Origin of the sequence: Seleniivibrio woodruffii (assembly GCF_004339245.1) — a bacterium.
GTDB lineage: Bacteria > Chrysiogenota > Deferribacteres > Deferribacterales > Geovibrionaceae > Seleniivibrio > Seleniivibrio woodruffii.
The window spans coordinates 695,641-711,459 of record NZ_SMGG01000004.1 but is presented as its reverse complement, the minus strand read 5'-3'; the positions used below and the strand labels follow the sequence as shown (position 1 = coordinate 711,459).

The 15,819-nt window shown below is 48.0% G+C and carries 18 protein-coding genes; 6 read left to right on the top strand and 12 right to left on the bottom strand.

The genetic code is table 11. From position 1 onward, the window contains the following. Positions 1 to 89 precede the first annotated feature (89 nt). Positions 90 to 1,442, top strand: coding sequence for an ArnT family glycosyltransferase (locus C8D98_RS09555; RefSeq protein WP_132873903.1), 1,353 nt, complete (start codon positions 90 to 92; stop codon positions 1,440 to 1,442). On the opposite strand, the gene C8D98_RS09550 is transcribed toward C8D98_RS09555, so the two are convergent. The 9 genes from C8D98_RS09550 to cbiR are packed head-to-tail and all read right to left on the bottom strand — an operon-like array spanning position 1,417 to position 8,801. Further along, positions 1,417 to 1,956 (bottom strand): YqiA/YcfP family alpha/beta fold hydrolase, encoded by a 540-nt coding sequence (locus tag C8D98_RS09550; RefSeq protein WP_132873902.1) that lies wholly within the window; start codon positions 1,954 to 1,956, stop codon positions 1,417 to 1,419. The genes C8D98_RS09555 and C8D98_RS09550 overlap by 26 nt on opposite strands. A 53-nt stretch (positions 1,957 to 2,009) precedes the next feature. Further along, the gene (locus C8D98_RS09545; protein WP_165871267.1) at positions 2,010 to 2,435 is read right to left on the bottom strand and encodes a precorrin-2 dehydrogenase/sirohydrochlorin ferrochelatase family protein; all 426 of its coding nucleotides are present in this window, start codon (positions 2,433 to 2,435) and stop codon (positions 2,010 to 2,012) included. A gap of 11 nt (positions 2,436 to 2,446) precedes the next feature. Beyond that, entirely contained in the window at positions 2,447 to 3,412 is a 966-nt protein-coding gene (gene cbiB / locus C8D98_RS09540; protein ID WP_132873900.1) for an adenosylcobinamide-phosphate synthase CbiB, read from the bottom strand. Next, positions 3,378 to 4,811: a cobyric acid synthase gene (locus C8D98_RS09535; RefSeq protein WP_132873899.1), complete on the bottom strand. Its 1,434-nt coding sequence runs from the start codon at positions 4,809 to 4,811 to the stop codon at positions 3,378 to 3,380. The genes cbiB and C8D98_RS09535 overlap by 35 nt, the downstream gene beginning before the upstream one ends. Then, complete coding sequence (locus C8D98_RS09530) at positions 4,811 to 5,869, bottom strand: pyridoxal phosphate-dependent aminotransferase (protein WP_132873898.1); 1,059 nt, start codon at positions 5,867 to 5,869, stop codon at positions 4,811 to 4,813. The genes C8D98_RS09535 and C8D98_RS09530 overlap by 1 nt, the downstream gene beginning before the upstream one ends. After that, positions 5,863 to 6,612: an adenosylcobinamide-GDP ribazoletransferase gene (gene cobS, locus C8D98_RS09525; protein ID WP_165871266.1), complete on the bottom strand. Its 750-nt coding sequence runs from the start codon at positions 6,610 to 6,612 to the stop codon at positions 5,863 to 5,865. Before cobS ends, C8D98_RS09530 begins: the two co-directional genes overlap by 7 nt. After that, complete coding sequence (cobT, locus tag C8D98_RS09520; RefSeq protein WP_132873896.1) at positions 6,578 to 7,651, bottom strand: nicotinate-nucleotide--dimethylbenzimidazole phosphoribosyltransferase; 1,074 nt, start codon at positions 7,649 to 7,651, stop codon at positions 6,578 to 6,580. Before cobT ends, cobS begins: the two co-directional genes overlap by 35 nt. Further along, complete coding sequence (gene cobU / locus C8D98_RS09515; protein ID WP_132873895.1) at positions 7,648 to 8,157, bottom strand: bifunctional adenosylcobinamide kinase/adenosylcobinamide-phosphate guanylyltransferase; 510 nt, start codon at positions 8,155 to 8,157, stop codon at positions 7,648 to 7,650. The genes cobT and cobU overlap by 4 nt, the downstream gene beginning before the upstream one ends. Then, entirely contained in the window at positions 8,154 to 8,801 is a 648-nt protein-coding gene (cbiR, locus tag C8D98_RS09510) for a cobamide remodeling phosphodiesterase CbiR (protein WP_132873894.1), read from the bottom strand. Before cbiR ends, cobU begins: the two co-directional genes overlap by 4 nt. A gap of 64 nt (positions 8,802 to 8,865) precedes the next feature. Between cbiR and C8D98_RS09505 the strand changes: the two genes are divergently transcribed. From C8D98_RS09505 to C8D98_RS09490, 4 genes are all read left to right on the top strand, one after another. After that, a complete protein-coding gene (locus C8D98_RS09505; RefSeq protein WP_132873893.1) occupies positions 8,866 to 10,185 on the top strand; it encodes a cobyrinic acid a,c-diamide synthase CobB in 1,320 nt (439 codons plus the stop codon). Between the two features lie 69 nt (positions 10,186 to 10,254). Then, positions 10,255 to 10,944 carry a precorrin-2 C(20)-methyltransferase gene (gene cobI, locus C8D98_RS09500; protein WP_132873892.1) on the top strand — a complete coding sequence of 230 codons (690 nt, stop codon included), beginning with the start codon at positions 10,255 to 10,257 and terminating at the stop codon, positions 10,942 to 10,944. Then, positions 10,941 to 11,558, top strand: coding sequence for a precorrin-8X methylmutase (locus C8D98_RS09495; protein WP_132873891.1), 618 nt, complete (start codon positions 10,941 to 10,943; stop codon positions 11,556 to 11,558). The genes cobI and C8D98_RS09495 overlap by 4 nt, the downstream gene beginning before the upstream one ends. Next, positions 11,555 to 12,661, top strand: coding sequence for a DNA recombination protein RmuC (locus tag C8D98_RS09490; protein ID WP_132873890.1), 1,107 nt, complete (start codon positions 11,555 to 11,557; stop codon positions 12,659 to 12,661). The genes C8D98_RS09495 and C8D98_RS09490 overlap by 4 nt, the downstream gene beginning before the upstream one ends. On the opposite strand, the gene C8D98_RS09485 is transcribed toward C8D98_RS09490, so the two are convergent. The 3 genes from C8D98_RS09485 to C8D98_RS09475 all read right to left on the bottom strand — a co-directional run bounded on the left by C8D98_RS09485 (position 12,658) and on the right by C8D98_RS09475 (position 14,973). Next, positions 12,658 to 13,620, bottom strand: a complete 963-nt coding sequence (locus C8D98_RS09485) for a DUF4062 domain-containing protein (protein WP_132873889.1) — start codon at positions 13,618 to 13,620, stop codon at positions 12,658 to 12,660. The genes C8D98_RS09490 and C8D98_RS09485 overlap by 4 nt on opposite strands. 132 nt (positions 13,621 to 13,752) lie before the next feature. Beyond that, positions 13,753 to 14,529 (bottom strand): enoyl-CoA hydratase/isomerase family protein, encoded by a 777-nt coding sequence (locus C8D98_RS09480; RefSeq protein ID WP_132873888.1) that lies wholly within the window; start codon positions 14,527 to 14,529, stop codon positions 13,753 to 13,755. A gap of 111 nt (positions 14,530 to 14,640) precedes the next feature. Beyond that, positions 14,641 to 14,973 carry a cytochrome c gene (locus C8D98_RS09475; RefSeq protein WP_165871265.1) on the bottom strand — a complete coding sequence of 111 codons (333 nt, stop codon included), beginning with the start codon at positions 14,971 to 14,973 and terminating at the stop codon, positions 14,641 to 14,643. Between the two features lie 258 nt (positions 14,974 to 15,231). Here C8D98_RS09475 and C8D98_RS09470 point away from each other — a divergent pair, with 258 nt between their 5' ends. Continuing rightward, positions 15,232 to 15,816 carry a c-type cytochrome gene (locus C8D98_RS09470; protein ID WP_132873886.1) on the top strand — a complete coding sequence of 195 codons (585 nt, stop codon included), beginning with the start codon at positions 15,232 to 15,234 and terminating at the stop codon, positions 15,814 to 15,816. Positions 15,817 to 15,819: the final 3 nt, after the last annotated feature.

Here is a 15,819-nt window from a genome sequence, read left to right as displayed (position 1 = left end):
GCAGATTTGGAGCAATAAGCAAAATAATAAATTGACTTGTCATTTATTCTTTATGCATTTATAAATTCTGTAGTTATTGTGAGGGTTGAATGTTTAACAGCGTCAGAAACTGGACTGTGTTTTTCTTTGTTGTTCTGTTTGCGGGCAGAATCGGTGATGGCGATCTCAGGGGCGACAGCATAAACTATGCCGCCATATCAAGAAACGTTCTCACGGGTGACAATCCGCTCATCCTCACACTGAACGGCGAGCTGTATATGAATAAGCCGCCGCTCTTTTTCTGGCTGAATGCACTTTGCATAAAAATATTCGGAGCAACTGTTTTCGGGGCTAAAATAGCCGTTGTTGCGGCGGTTGCCGGAATTGCATGGGTGCTTTACAACCTTTCCAAAAAGCTTTTCGACGATGAAGACATTGCGGTGGCAACGCCGATGATGTTCTTCTTCTCATACATAGTATACAAGAACACCCAGATGCTCAAAATGGAGGCTCTGCTTTCGTTCTTCCTCATCGCCTGCACATATTTTCTGGTGCTCTACATCCAGAACCAGAGCAGGGTATATATCTTCATGGCGGGGATACTGATGGGACTGGCGGTTTTCACCAAAGGTCCGGTTGGCTATTCGCCGTTCATCACATCATTCTTTTTCGTTTTTTTCGGCAGAGGGATAGATAAACGCAAATATATTGCAGACATGTTCCTCATGCTCTTCATCTCAATTCCGGTGTATGCATGGTGGTATGCTTATGTGCTGATGAAAAATCCGTACTTTTTCGACCATTATGTCATAAAACAGAATCTGGCAAGGTTCGGCACAGAGGAATCGGAAACTGCATATTATGCGGTAAGGCCTATGTGGCAGTACCTTAAATATCTGTTCCTCCACGGGATATACTTCACCCCCTTTGCAATCTACGGCATGGTGAAACTTCTCCGAAGCAGATACACATCGGAGACCATAAAGTTCATGCTGGTGACTGTGGGCGTATATTTTGTCGTGATCCACTTTGTTAAGACCAAAGAACACAGATATCTTTACGAGCTTTATCTGTTTGCCAGTGTTTTTGCGGCATACGGTTTCGTAAGACTGCTTAAACGGAACGTTTCGGGCTATGTCAGGCCTGCGGCAATTGTTCTGCTGTCAATGTTCGCCTTTATGCCCCCTGTGACCAAACCGACCACCTATGATGCGCTCCATTTTGCAAAACAGACGGCAGAGGTCAGAAACCTGCCCATAGTGGCGGCAAAGAGTGAGATAACAAATCCGCACGACATAGCGGCGATGGATTATTTTGTGGGAAAATATCTTGTGGAAAGGCCGAAAGGCACTGCCTACATTGAAATAGTCAATAAAAAGACGGGAATATTCGGAGCCGAGAGGCTTTATGAGTTCCGTGACCTTGCGGTCTATCTGGTCACTCCGAAAGGATCTGCTTTATAGCGGGAAGCATCTCGCCTATGAAGTTGCTGCTCTGGTGTCCGCCCTTTTCATATCTGTAAATGTTGCATCCGAAACGCTCTGCAATACCCACTATTTTATGTGAGTCGAGAACCTCATCGTCCATATTCATCATGATATGGATGTTGGGATGCTTGGATTTCATGGGTTCGGCTTTTATGGCCGCAACCTGAGCAGGCTTGATGAAACTCAGCTTGTTGGGGTACTGTTCCATGAGAGTTGAGAAACGTTTGTCCAGATAGAGGGACGGGTTAACGCTGATGCATTTCTGTCCGGTGATGACAGCCATGTTGAATGCGAAATATCCGCCGAAGGACGAACCGAACAGAACATCGTAGTTGCGCACCCTTTCGATGGTCTTTTTCGAGTCGAAGTTTCTGTAGTCAAAAACCTCGCAATCGCATATCTCCATCAGATGCACCAGCTTGTAGCTCTGTGCAAAATCGTATTCCTCTGCAATAATTGACTGAATCCCCGGAAAGTATAATAATTTCATATGGAGATATTAACATTAATAGTAAATAATTCAAATACAATATTTTCGAAAGGTTATGTGTTTTTCAGGATATCTTCAATTTTTAAGCGCATTTCTTTGGATTTCGCAGGATTTTTTCCGTCTGTTGATATCGAAATGACGAAATCATCGGTTCTGATGACCGATGCGGTGTGAAAATCGGAATATTCCGGATCGTCCGCTATGTTAACAGGAATCTTCATGCTCTTGGCCAGTTCTGCGGCGGCGGCGTTTGTGCTTCTGTCGCTGGTGCATATGAAAATCAGGAAATAATCCCCCCTGATGTCGTCCATCTCAAAATGCCTTTCAACCGTTTTCACTCCGCTGCTCTTTATTCCGGAGGTGATATAGGGCGCAACAACGGTTATATCGCATCCTTCACTCAGCATTGAATAAATTTTGCGCTCGGCAACCTTGCCGCCGCCCACAAAAAGTATCTTTCTGCCTTTGAGGCGAAACATCAGCGGATGCATCACATCACCTTCCAAAGAGTGATAAGGCAGCATATCACCGCCCAGATTATTGATGAAAGCTCCATGAGCTTAACTGATTTTTTTATGTCAGAGGTTTCCGGCTCCCGTTCGCTGTCGCCGATATAAGGCTTTTCCGTTATCTGCCCGAAATAGCTCACAGCTCCGCCCAGACGGATATTCAGAGCACCTGCAAATGCGCTCATGGGGTGTGCGGAGTTTGGGCTTGCGTGTGATAGCCTGAATCTCATAAACGATTTTACCGCATTTTTTGTGTTAAGCCGCATTAAAATTGAGGCAATGGTAATGGGGATTATGGAGAGTCTGGCGGGGATGAAGTTCAGCACGTCGTCAAAACGTGCGGCAAACCTGCCGTAGTATAAAAACCTTTCGTTTTTGTAGCCTATCATGGAATCCATTGTGGAAACGGTTTTGAACAGCACAGCCCCCATCGGTCCGAAGAGTGCCGCAAAGAGGAGGGGGGATACCACTGCATCAACGTAGTTTTCTGACACCGATTCCACCGCAGAGGTGATTATTTTCGGTTTCGGCATGTTCTGCGTGTCACGGGAGACTATTTTCGCAAGCTCCTTTCTGCCGGCCTCTTCCGATTCCTCAAGGCCTTTGCAGACGTTCTGTGCATGTTCGGCCAGAGAGCGGACGCTGATTGTGAAATAGATGATTATGGTGCTCACCACAAAATACCAGAAGGTTCCGGCCTTTGCGGCATAGTACAGCGAAATGCCCGCAACGGAAAGGGTGAACGCAAGAGTGATGAATCCGGAGACCACGCCCTCAAAGATGGTGCTTTTGCGGCGCAGGGATTTTTCGCAGTAGCTCACGGCACTGCCCGCTATGCGCACGGGGTGGAAAGGGAAATCCGGTTCGCCCAGAAACCAGTCCAGCCAGAAAGCGGTTATCACCGCCATGAAGTCAATATAAAGAAGATAGGATATATTCAGTGTCAAGGTGCTGTTCCAGTGTGTCGGCAAGCAGATCGAGCTGTGCCTGTTTATTTTTGTGGTATGAATAGTCAGGGCGTATGCTTTTTCCGGACAGGGCTATTATTCGGGCGGCCACTTCCTCGCTGTCAAATATGCCGTGGATGTAGGTTCCGATTATCTTTCCGTCCGCAATGCAGACGTCCTTTTCCGTGCAGAGCTGTGCATATTCTTTTGAGGTCTCAGACACACCCATGTGTATCTCGTAGCCTCTGAAATCAAGTCCTTCAAGCAGTCCAAGTCCTTGGTAGGTTCTGTTCAGCAGGGTCTTTTCGGGGGTTATGACCGTTTCCATGTTGAGCAGACCAAGCCCTGCACATTCACTGTCGCTCCCCTCTATGCCTTCTGGGTCTTTTATGGTTCGCCCCAGCATCTGAAACCCGCCGCAGATTCCCACTACGGGTGTTTTGTCCGCCATTGAGAGTATTTTCTTGTCAACCCCCCGCATGCGGAGGTCTTTCATATCTGCTATGGTGCTCTTACTGCCGGGCAGGATAATGATATCCGCTCCCGTCAGCTCGTTGGGCGATTTTGCATATATCAGGTTGATATCAGGGCAGCTTGCCAGCGGGGTGAAATCGGTAAAGTTGGACATGCGGGCTGTGCGCACCACCGCAACGGTGACGAATCCGCCCTTTGTGCTGTTTTCGATGCTCTGGCTGTCCTCCTCCTCAAGGGTGAGGTTAAGCATGGGCACAGTGCCCGTAACAGGCACGGGAACAAGCTCCCTGAACATATCTATGCCGGGCTGAAGAAGCGATATATCGCCCCTGAATCGGTTGATTATAAATCCTTTGACCCTTGGTCTGCCGTATTCGGGCAGCAGGTCGTAGGTTCCCTTCATCCATGCGAAAACGCCGCCACGGTCGATATCGCCTATGATGAACACGGGGGCGTCCGCAAAATCCGCCGTACGCATGTTGACTATGTCCGTGCGGTGCAGATTTATCTCTGCGGGGCTGCCTGCGCCCTCAATGATGATTGCGTCATATTCATTTGCGAGGCTTTCGTATGCCTGAACGGCTGTTTTCAGGTTCTCCTGAGACATTTCGTAGTATTCTCTGGCGGTGAAGTTGCCGACCGGCTTTCCAAGGCGTATCACCTGACTGGTGGAGTTGCCTATTGGCTTTAACAGAACGGGATTCATGCGCACATCAGGCTCAATGCCCGCCGCCTGCGCCTGCAATATCTGGGCACGACCCATCTCGCCGCCTTGCGCCACTCCGCTGTTGAGCGCCATGTTCTGGGATTTGAAAGGCGCAACCTTTATGCCCCTGCGAGCCAGCAGACGGCAGAATCCGGCGCATATCACCGATTTGCCGACACCGCTTCCCGTTCCCTGAAACATGATTGATCTGGCTTTCATCAGTATATCCTGAAATACACTTCCGCCAGACGGCAGAAGGTGTCCATGTGAATCTGTTCCCTTACGGCTATTCGGATGTATTTGTCGCTGAGGCCTACGAAATTTGAGCAGTTGCGCACCAGAATTTTGTGGTTCAGCATATATTCGCAGAAGGATGCGGCATCGGATTTTTTCAGTTTTATCAGCATATAATTGGCGTGTCCGATGATCACTTCCAGATTTTCGTTCTCCGAAAGTCTTTTTATGGTTTGTTTTTTAATGTTCTGGATTTTATCGAAATAGGGGCGCATATCCTCGTTCAGTGCACGTTTGCAGACCTCCTGCGCCAGACTGTTCAGACTCCACGGCGACACCGCCTTTTTCAGTTCCGCCATCAGGTGTCTGTTCTGGGTGTAAACATAGCCCGCTCTCAGCCCCGCCACTCCGTATGCCTTCGAGAATGAGCGCAGAACCACAATGTTGCTCTGCTGACAGCCGATGAGCGTGTGGTTGTTGTCCGTGCAGAAATCTATATAGGATTCGTCAATGACGAACAGGGTCTTTTTGAACATATCCGCCAGAAACAGAATTTCGTCTTTGGGGATAAGCGTTCCCGTGGGGTTGTTGGGATTGCATATAAAGCAGACCGCCGTTTCCGGCAGACATTGGAGAATTTCGTTTTCGTCGAAAGCGAAATTCTTTTTTCCGCACATTATGCATCCGCAGACCTGCATCTCCGCCAGTTCCGCCTGCTTCATGTAGTCTATATAGGTCGGCTGAATGATCAGTGCCCGTTTTTTCGTGTTCAGCGAACATATTTTCTGGATGAACTCCGAGGAGCCGCTTCCTGCAATTATCGTGTCTTCAGGCACGTCGTGATATTTAGCAATTTCCGACACAAGGCTAAGGCTGTAGGGTTCCGGAAGCCTTGCAATGGTGCTTTTGATGTTGATGCCTTTCAGCAGTGAGTCGGGAGTGAAAGGAGATACGTTGCTGCTGAGATCGATTATCTCGTCCACATGACAGCCCGCCGCCTTCGCCGCCGAATAGACGTTTCCGCCGTGTCCGTACATTACCATATGCACACCGCCACAAGGAAAAGGAACGCCTCGGATGCTTCGCACATCCCGCCCAGCATGTCCCCTGTTATGCCGCCAATCTTATTGCGGTAAAGCCTTGTTATCAGGAATATGAAGACCAGAAAAGCTATGTTGAATATTATGAACTGGGGAAGCCCCAGAAGAAAACTTAAAGCCAGAATAATAATCCCCTGAACAAATATCAGAGGTGAGAAATTTCCGAAGAAAGCCGCCGCTGTGCCCTCTTTGCGGGCGTATTCGAACATGTAGAACCCGAACACCATGGAAAATCTGGAATAGGCCGGAATCAGCAGGAAATATAGAGGATTTCCAAGTGAATACGCCGAAAAAGCCTTTATCAGAAGAACCATGACTATAGCCACCGCACCCATTGTGCCGATGCGGCTGTCACGCATTATCTCAAGCATTTTTTCACGGTCTCTGAATGAAAAGATACCGTCAGCCGTGTCCGCAAGCCCGTCCAGATGGAGTGCTCCCGTTATCAGCACCAGATACAGCACAGTGATCACAGCCATAGCCGTCTGCGGCAGAAAACCCTGCGCATAGCTGTAGAACAGCCAGAGGGGAAGCCCCACTGTCAGCCCAACGGGAACAAAACTGTAAACAGCCTTCCGTCCGTCAAAATCCGGCGAATTGAACCGGATAACGGTCAGAAAGCTCAGTGCGTCACGATAGCTTTTAAAAATGTCACATCTCCTTAGTGGAAACGCCTGCCTCGGCAAATGTGGATATTTCAGTAATGACCCGCACGCCCGCCTCGACAGAGTGCATTGCCATCACTGCGCCTGTGCCTTCGCCCAGTCTGAGACCGAGGTCAACCAGAGGCTCAAGCCCCATGTACTGGAGCATTTTTATCTGACCCGGTTCAACGGATTTGTGTCCGCTGATCATATATTCCACCGCAACAGGGCACAGACCGTAGGCTATCAGTGCTCCGGCGGCGGAGATTATTCCGTCCACCAGAACAGGAATTTTATGGTATGCGCCCGCAAGGATAACCCCTGCGATGGCTCCTATCTCAAGTCCGCCGACCTTTGAAAGAACGTCCAGAGCATCGGATTTGTCGGGCTTGTTCAGCTCGATTCCACGCTTGATAACGTCTATTTTGCGCTTCAGCGCATCGTTGTCGATTCCTGAGCCGAATCCGGTCATAACCTCAGCAGTCTCACCTGTGAAAACAGCTCCAATTGCGCTTGAGGGCGTTGTGTTGCCTATACCCATGTCGCCAGTGGCAATGAGGTTCAGGTCGTATCTTTTTATCATTTCATCCGCAATTTCAAATCCTGCCATGATGCATTTTTCAGCCTCTTCACGGGTCATTGCGGCACCTTTGGTAAAGTTGGCCGTGCCTTTGCGTATCTTTTTAACAACGAAAGTGTTGTCGGGATCGGCAGGAACGGCGTTAACATCGCACACGGCGCCTATGTCGGCCACCAGAACCTTTGATTTTGCCTGTCTGGAAAGAACGTTGATTGACGCAAGCCCTGCAACGAAAGCTCCCATCATCTGCCCTGTGACCTCCTGAGGGAAAGCCGCCACACGCTCTTCGACTATTCCGTGGTCCCCCGCCATGACAAACACCATGCGCTTATCCACTTTAGGTTTCATCGTGCGCTGGATGGAGCATATCTTTTCGCCTATGTCGTTCAGCCTGCCCAGTGCTCTGGGGGGCATGATGAGGTTTGCGGTGCGCTCCTGCGCCTGTCTGAAAACCTCTTTGTCTGCGGGTTCAATATTTGAGATTATATCTTTGATGTTCATTTTTTTGCTCCTTTGATGGTGAGGGGAATTGAGGATATCATGAAAATAACTTCGTCCGACATTGCCGCCAGTTTTGTGTTCAGCTTGCCCAGTTCGTCTGCAAACCTGCATGCATCGGGGTTTGCAGGCATAACGCCAAGCCCCGTTTCGTTGGTGACCAGCACCACAGGCTTTCCGCACTCGGCGAGCCGGACGAGAAAATGTTCTATGTGCTTCTCGGTGTTCAGCTGTTTGTAGATAAGGTTGTTCAGCCACATGGTTATGCAGTCTATGAGGATTACATCCTGCTCCTGTGCGTTGTCGAAAACGCTGTGGAGGCTTACTGGTTCTTCAATTGTGACCCAGCTTGCGTCCCTTTCGGCCTTGTGCAGGTCTATTTTGGTCTGCATCGCCTCGTCAAACGCTTCGGCAGTGGCGACATAGGTCTTTCCGGTGTAGGCATCGCAGAGTTTCAGGGCGTGGGCTGTCTTGCCGCTTTTAACTCCGCCTGTGATGAGTGTAATCATTTGTATTCCTTAATTATTTCGTATGATACGAGAAAATCGTCTTCATTGAACATTTCAAGGCAGACGGTAGCCCCGTTTCTCTTTGCATGTGTAAGGATGGATTCTAGCAGATTGGTTTCTATATGCTCAAGACTTTTGTGATGCTTTCCGCCTGTTTCCCCCTGAAGGTGGTATTCGGCTATATAGGGAGCATATTTTTCATGGAATTTATGTGCGCTGTCACCCGCATGGGCGTTGTCAAAGCATATTCTGAAGCCCATTTCCACTGCATCGTCGAAGAATGAACCGTAAAAGTCTGTGTTTTCGATAATGATATCAGGTCTTTTTGCAAGTTCTTTCAAAAAGAAGGAGGTTTCGGCAGGATGAATAACAGCCCGTTTCAGGTTCAGAGGTTTCAGCTTTTCAAGATATGCATCTATCACCAGCCAGCCGTCAGGCGTGTTCAGGTCTGTGTCGGTGGGCAGATGTGCGCTGTATGCCATGCCCAGCTTTGCCAGAGCGGCAATTTCGCTCTCTTCGGGCATGTCTAATTCGTGTCTGCTGTCGAAAAACAGAAGTTCGACCTCGTCCACCATGTTTTTCAGATATCTGACATTGCTCACCCTGTCGGCGGGTATCACAAATGACGGAGCGGATATTTTCATCAGGTCAGGTTATAGTTTTTTTTCTTCCCTTGCAAGATTATAGATAATGCAATAATCTTTTTCTATGTTCAGCTCATTCATGATCGCCGCCGACAAGAGCGGCTCAGGCAAAACCACTCTGACAACAGGGATAATCCGATATCTCACCCGCACGGGGCGAACTGTCGCTCCTTTTAAGTGCGGCCCTGACTATATCGACACCCTGCACCTTGAGCGGGCTTCCGGCAGAAAGGCCTATAATCTGGACAGTGTTATGCTGTCGAGAAGCACTGTTGCCGATGTCTTTACCAAAGGCTGTGCGGGGGCTGATGCCGCCGTTATCGAAGGGGTTATGGGGATACTGGATGGTGTTTCCCATACGGACTTTGCGGGGAGCAGTGCGGACGTTGCATCAATCATCGATGTGCCCTGCGTTCTGGTACTCGACTGTTCCGGCAGTTCATACACTGCGGCGGCCATGGCTCGTGGTATCTCGGAACTTGCAAAGGTTCGCATCGCAGGTGTGGTGCTGAACAACATAGCTTCCGACCGTCACGCATTTCTGGTGCGTTCGGCTGTGGAGACCCATACGGACTGCAAGGTGCTGGGCACTCTGCCAAAAAACAGCGAAAAGCTCCTCGGTTCCAGACATCTGGGGATAAAGACCGCTATGGAGGTTGACGGGGAATATCTTGACGCATGCGCAGATTTTGCATCCGCCAATGTCAATATAGAAGACCTTCTGAAGCTGTGCAGGATGGCTGAGGCTGCGGCGTATCCGGCTGCTCTGAGCGAAAAGAGAGATAAAACCGCATACGTTGCATACGATAAGGCGTTCCAGTTCTATTACAATTCCAACATCGACTTCCTTCGTTCGGCAGGGTTTGACGTGCGCTTTTTCAGCCCGTTGGCAGGCGAGGGGATAGACGGGGCGGATTTTGTTTATATCGGCGGCGGATATCCTGAGCTTTATGCCAAACAGCTTTCAGAAAGCCCCACCGCCAAGATCATAAAAGACTACGCCGAATCCGGCGGCAAGCTCTATGCCGAATGCGGCGGGCTGATGTTCCTGTCCGGCGGCATCCACACCTCAGACGGATTTTTTCCCATGGCGGGCGTGTTTGACTGCGTCACCAGAATGTGCGACAGGCGGCAGGCTCTGGGCTATGTCCGTGCGGAACTGCTTAAAGACTGCATTCTGGGCAGGGCGGGAGAATCGAACATCGGCCACGAGTTCCACTACTCGGCCATGGAAAGCTATTCGGGTGAATACGCCTACAGACTCACCAGAGTCACGGACGGCAAAACGTCTCTGGACGGACTGATATATAAGAACACGGCGGCGGCGTATACGCATCTGCACTTTCTGTGCGATAACCCGCTGATAAAGAATTTGATAATATAAATCCACCCCGACCCTCCTTTGCCAAAGGGAGGCTTGGTGGGATTTACATTCTGATTTACAGGAGTTGAAATGAAAATTTACGGAATAGGCATAGGCCCCGGCGACCCCGAACTTCTCACCGTTAAGGCTGTGCGCCTGATGCAGGAGAGCGATGTCGTTGTTGTGCCCCAGTCGGACAAAACGGGCAGGAGCCTTGCAAAGGACATAATTAAAGACGTTATATCTGACGAGAAAATATACATGTACTATTTTCCCATGACGGGGAACAAGGCCGATCTGGACGCAAAATATGCCGAACTGGCAGAACAGATAGCCAAAATGGTGAAAGAGGGCAAAAAAGTTTCATACGTCACCATCGGCGATGCGCCCATCTACTCAACCCTGAACTATCTGGCGCACAAACTGGGACTGCACGGCATAAAAATGGAGTTCGTACCGGGTATATCTGCCATTTCCGCAGTGCCGAACATCCTCTGCCTTTCCGTAACTGAGAAAGACGAGAGTTTCTGCACCGTTGAGATGAAAGAGGACACGGCGTTTCTGAAAGAATGCACTGAAAAGTTTGCCACAGTGTTTGTCATGAAGGTGCATAACAAACTGGACGTGCTGAAAAAATTCGTTAAAGAGAACAACATAAAGACGGCGTATGTCATTTCCCGTGCCACACTGGCAGACGAGATCATTCTGAACCTGAACAGTGACGAGCAGAAGGACATAAACTATCTTTCCACAGCGATACTTAAGAAGGGCAGAGCATGAACAAGGGCGACAGAATAGAAAAGGAATCATTCGAGATTATAGAAGCTGGCTGCGACCTTTCGGCATATGACGAACGTCAGAAGCGGGTGGTCATGAGGCTGATACACACCACAGGGGATTTTGAGTTCGCAAAAATGACCCTTTTCAGTCCGGACGCCATCGACAGGGCAATGGACGCTCTGGACAGAAAACTGCCTGTTATTTGTGACGTAAACATGGTCAAAACGGCCATAACGGCCAAATATACCGATGCGGTGGGAATTGAGAGGCACTGTTTCATAGCGGATGAGAGGGTGGCGAAAGAGGCGGCGGCACAGGGCAAGACCCGTGCGGAATACAGCATCGAATATGCCGCAGAGAATTTCCCCGATGCAATATACGCTGTGGGCAATGCACCCACTGCACTGCTGAAAATAATGGAGCTTCACAGGCAGGGCAGAATAAACCCTGCGCTGGTGATAGGCCTGCCAGTGGGGTTTGTCATGGCAGCGGAGAGCAAGGCTATGCTTGCCGAAAGCGGCATGGAATATATCACAAATATAGGCACAAAGGGCGGAAGCCCCTGCGCCGGAGCGGTCATGAACGCTCTTATAAAAATCAAGGCGGGAATATGAGCTATCTGCTTGCGATAGTTATCTTTATGGCGGGATGCGCCTTCGGCTTCGGCCTGGCGTATTTTCTGCGTCAGCGTGAGAGGGAGATGGCGGAGGGGCTGAAAGGCGTTTTCGCTCAGGTGTCCATGGACAGCCTGTCCAGAAACTCCGAGGAGTTCATGCGCCTTGCGAAATCCGTTCTGGAGGCAAAAACAGGCGAGGGCGAGAAACAGCTTGAGAGCAAGAAAGAGCTGATCGACGCTCAGCTGGTGAACATGAAGGACAGCCTTGAAAAATTACAGCTCTTCATGAACTCAATGGAGAAGGACAGAGAGGCGAAGTTTGCCGAAATTTCCGAACAGATAAAGGGCACTGTTCGCCAGACAGAGAGGCTTACAGACGTTGCCAACGACCTTAACCGTGCGCTTTCGTCCTCTGCCGAGCGGGGCAGATGGGGCGAGCGGATGGCACTGGACATCATCCGTGCGGCAGGGCTGGTAGAGGGCGTGAACTATAAGGAACAGCAGACGATGAAGAACGGCAGCAGACCGGATTTCACGTTTTTCCTGCCCAAGGGGCTGATGCTGAATATGGACGTAAAATTCCCTCTGGATAACTATGTCAGATACTACCAGACAGACGGTGCTGAGAGAGAATCATGCCTGAAACTGTTCATCAAGGATGTCAGAACCAAGATAAAAGATGTCAAAGACAGAGGCTACGTTGACAGAGCGGAGGACACGCTGGATGTGGTTCTGCTGTTCATCCCCAACGAGAGCGTTTATGAATTTATATATGAAAATGACGACACGGTGATGGATTTTGCATTGAACAACAATGTGATACTCACATCGCCGATGTCTCTGTTCGCCGTTCTGGCGGTTATCCGTCAGTCGGTGGAGAACTTTGCATTCGAGAGCACTTCGGCGGACATGCTGAAACTGTTCGGCGAGTTTTATAAGCAGTGGAAGATGTTCTCAGAGAAATTCGAAATGCTCGGACGCAGAATAGACGACGTTAAAAAGGAGTTCGAGGTGCTCACAACCACCCGAACCAAGCAGCTTGAGAGACCGCTTGAGAAGATAGATACACTCCGCAGAGAGAAAGGGCTGGAGATAGATTAAGATTCCAATTCAGTTCTTATTGCTCTTGAATAACGATAATATTCTTTTCCTCTATCAGTTAGGCATGCTTCATTCGATTCGTATGTAATAAAATTGTAACATTCAAATTGGTTTATTATGTCATCAAAATGAACATTATTAATTTTGCATGTATTGAGTCCAACTCTGTTATATGTATTTGTTATTCTGAGAAAATCTTGTGCGGCTTTATTTCTTATTTCTTCTAATGAAGATTGCGACTTGATATATGAGGCAATGATGGAAAATATTCTGTTCCATGTGTAGGTCAAGTCAGCTGATGTTCCCATATTGTCAGATATTCTAAAAGTAAAAAAATCTGAAAGGTTTGCTAATCCTTCAAATTTAGGTTGAATTTCAATTTTTGCAATTTTATCCTTGAGTTCTTCAACTTCTTTATTTTTGACAATTAAATCCGACATCACAAATTCATTTGCGATCAAATTTGCTCTTTTCCATCCGACTCTCGGGTATAGGATGGAAGCTTGTGAAATAGATGTATTTATTTTTAGAGCCAAGTCATTGGCATCATTCCAAAATTTAACAAGCTTATTTGCGCTTGCTTTTTTTTTGAAACTTTCGAGCTTTAGTCTTTTTTCTTGGTCTTGTTCGCTTTTACCAAATTCAATTTTATCTATTTCTTGATGAATAAAAACAAGAGTTGGAATACCTTGCTTAATAGCATAATCATACTCCATTTCTGTATAGCTAATCCCAGTTGAATCAGTTGAACCGTAGCGTCCTGCAATTATGAGAACATAGTAGTCGCTTATGTCAATAATGCGCTTTATATATTCAAGCTGCTTTTCATCCATAGCTGGAAACTGTTCCATCCCGGCAGGAATATGATTTAATTCCATGATGGATTTTATTACAACTTCTCTTTCCTGTTTTAAGTCTTCATAAGTAGAGCTAATAAATATTTGATACTTCACGTCCATATTTCACCTTGAAAATATTGTATCTTGCATTTAGGCAAAGTCAATAATATATAAATTACTTAATAAATCCACCCCAAACCTCATTTGTCAAAGGAGGGAGTTACTAAAGCAAATAGAGTTTGTGCTTATTTCTTATCTCAGCTTCCATTCGGCCTTACGCTTTTCAAGGAACGCCCTGATGCCTTCGGCGGCGTCCTCCGTTGCGCAGAGTGCCGCAAACACCTTTGAGCCGTTGTCTATGGATGCGTGATAGCCCAGATCATAGGCCGCACTGAGTCCCCGCTTTCCGGCCGAAACAGCGAAGGGGCTTTTAGAGGCCAGTTTGTCGGCTATTTCCTCGGTTTTTGCGTCAAGCTCATCATCCGCCACAACCCAGTTCACCAGCCCAAGCTCATGCGTCTGCTGAGCTGAAAGCAGCTCACCCAGAAGCACCATCTCCATAGCCTTCTTTCTGCCCACGTTTGCTATCAGAGGGATTCCGGGGCCTGTGCAGATCAACCCTATGTTTACAGCCGTTGTGCCGAACCTTGCGCTCTCTGCCGCAACGGTCATGTCGCATGCGAAGCTCAGTCCCGCACCGTTTGCCACGCAGTAGCCCTTAACAGACGATAGAACAGGCTTTTTCATGTTTGCTATGGTGTGGTTGTGTCTGTCCATCAGCGAGATGAACTCAAGGAGTTTGCTGTCTTCAACGGTTTCAAGCTCACGCAGGTCTATGCCTGTGGAAAAATTATTACCGTTATTTCTTATTATGACCACCCTGATATCTTCATCTTTATCAAAATCCTCCAGAGCCTTGTTCAGAAGGAGTGCAAATTCGGTGCTGAATGTGTTATGCGCCTCTGGTCTGTTCAGAGTTATGTATCCTTTTTGGTCTGATTTTTCTGTGATGATTGGTGATGTTGTCATAGCTCCTCCTGATCTCCTATTGTATTTGATTTGAGCGGATGTTCAAGAGGAAAAGAGCGCAAAAAAAAGGCGACTCAACGAGCCGCCGTTGATTCTATTGCAGGGTATCTATTAACCGCAAGTTTCGGGCTGATCAGAGTCAGCAGCGTGGTCGAAGAGATATCTGAAAACGTTCTGCATATCCTCTTCAGTTTTGATGCCGTCTGCCCATTTTCCGCCGCAAGGCAGTTTAGCGGGGTTGTTGAAAGCGTCTTTCCACTGAGCCTGAGTCTTGGTGGATGCGCCTACTTTGTTGGGAAGAGTTTTGCCGTCAGCACACTGAGTGTGATATCTTTTCCACAGTCTTTTTCCTTTTCTTCCGTCGCCGCCGTTGAAATCAAAAGCGAAAACAGTTGAAGCAGTGAATGCCAGAGCCAGTACAACTAACATGATTTTTTTAAGCATTTCAACACTCCTTATAGTAACCAAAAGGTTGGTTGTTTGTCATGCATAAAGATATCACTATATTTGCATAAGCGCAAGTAATTTTTGTATACAATATACATTTAAATGAACATGAGAATATATCTATGTTTTTAACAGCATTCACCATATCGGTGCTATAATATATCAAAAACTTAATGTTGCAATATTTAATGATATGGTTTAATAGATATAAATAGTATTAATACCGTTTGAGTATTAATTGAATCGGAGGCAAATATGCAGAGACACAAATGGATCTATTCAGTAATTGCAGCCGCAGTATTTATTCCTTTTGCGGCACTGGCAGCTTCTTCTATCTCCGAAGGGGAGAGACTCGGCAGACCCTGCGCAGGATGCCACGCCGGAAACGGCTATGCTCCCGGCGAATATATCGCACGCATCGGCGGCCAGAATGCGCAGTACATGACCAAGGTCATGACGGAATATGCCACGGCAAAAAGACCGGGCAGTGTTGAAATGTCCATCATCGCAAAGGGTTATTCCGAAGCCGATATGGCCGCCATATCAGAGTATTATGCCGCAAAGAAATGGGCAAACTCAACAAACAGAATCGACCCCAAAAAAGCCGCCGCAGGCCTTAAGCTGGCAAAAGACAACGGCTGTTTCGACTGTCACGGTGAAAAAGGGCAGGGAGTTGAATCCACTCCCAGAATAGGCGGACAGAACGCAGGCTATATGGCTGAGGCACTGAAACGCTATAAGGCAGGCCAGATAGTTTCCGAAGAGATGGCAGTGGTTAAGGATATGACCGACAGCCAGCTGGAATCTCTTGCGCAGTATTTCTCCGGAATCAGGAAATAGGGG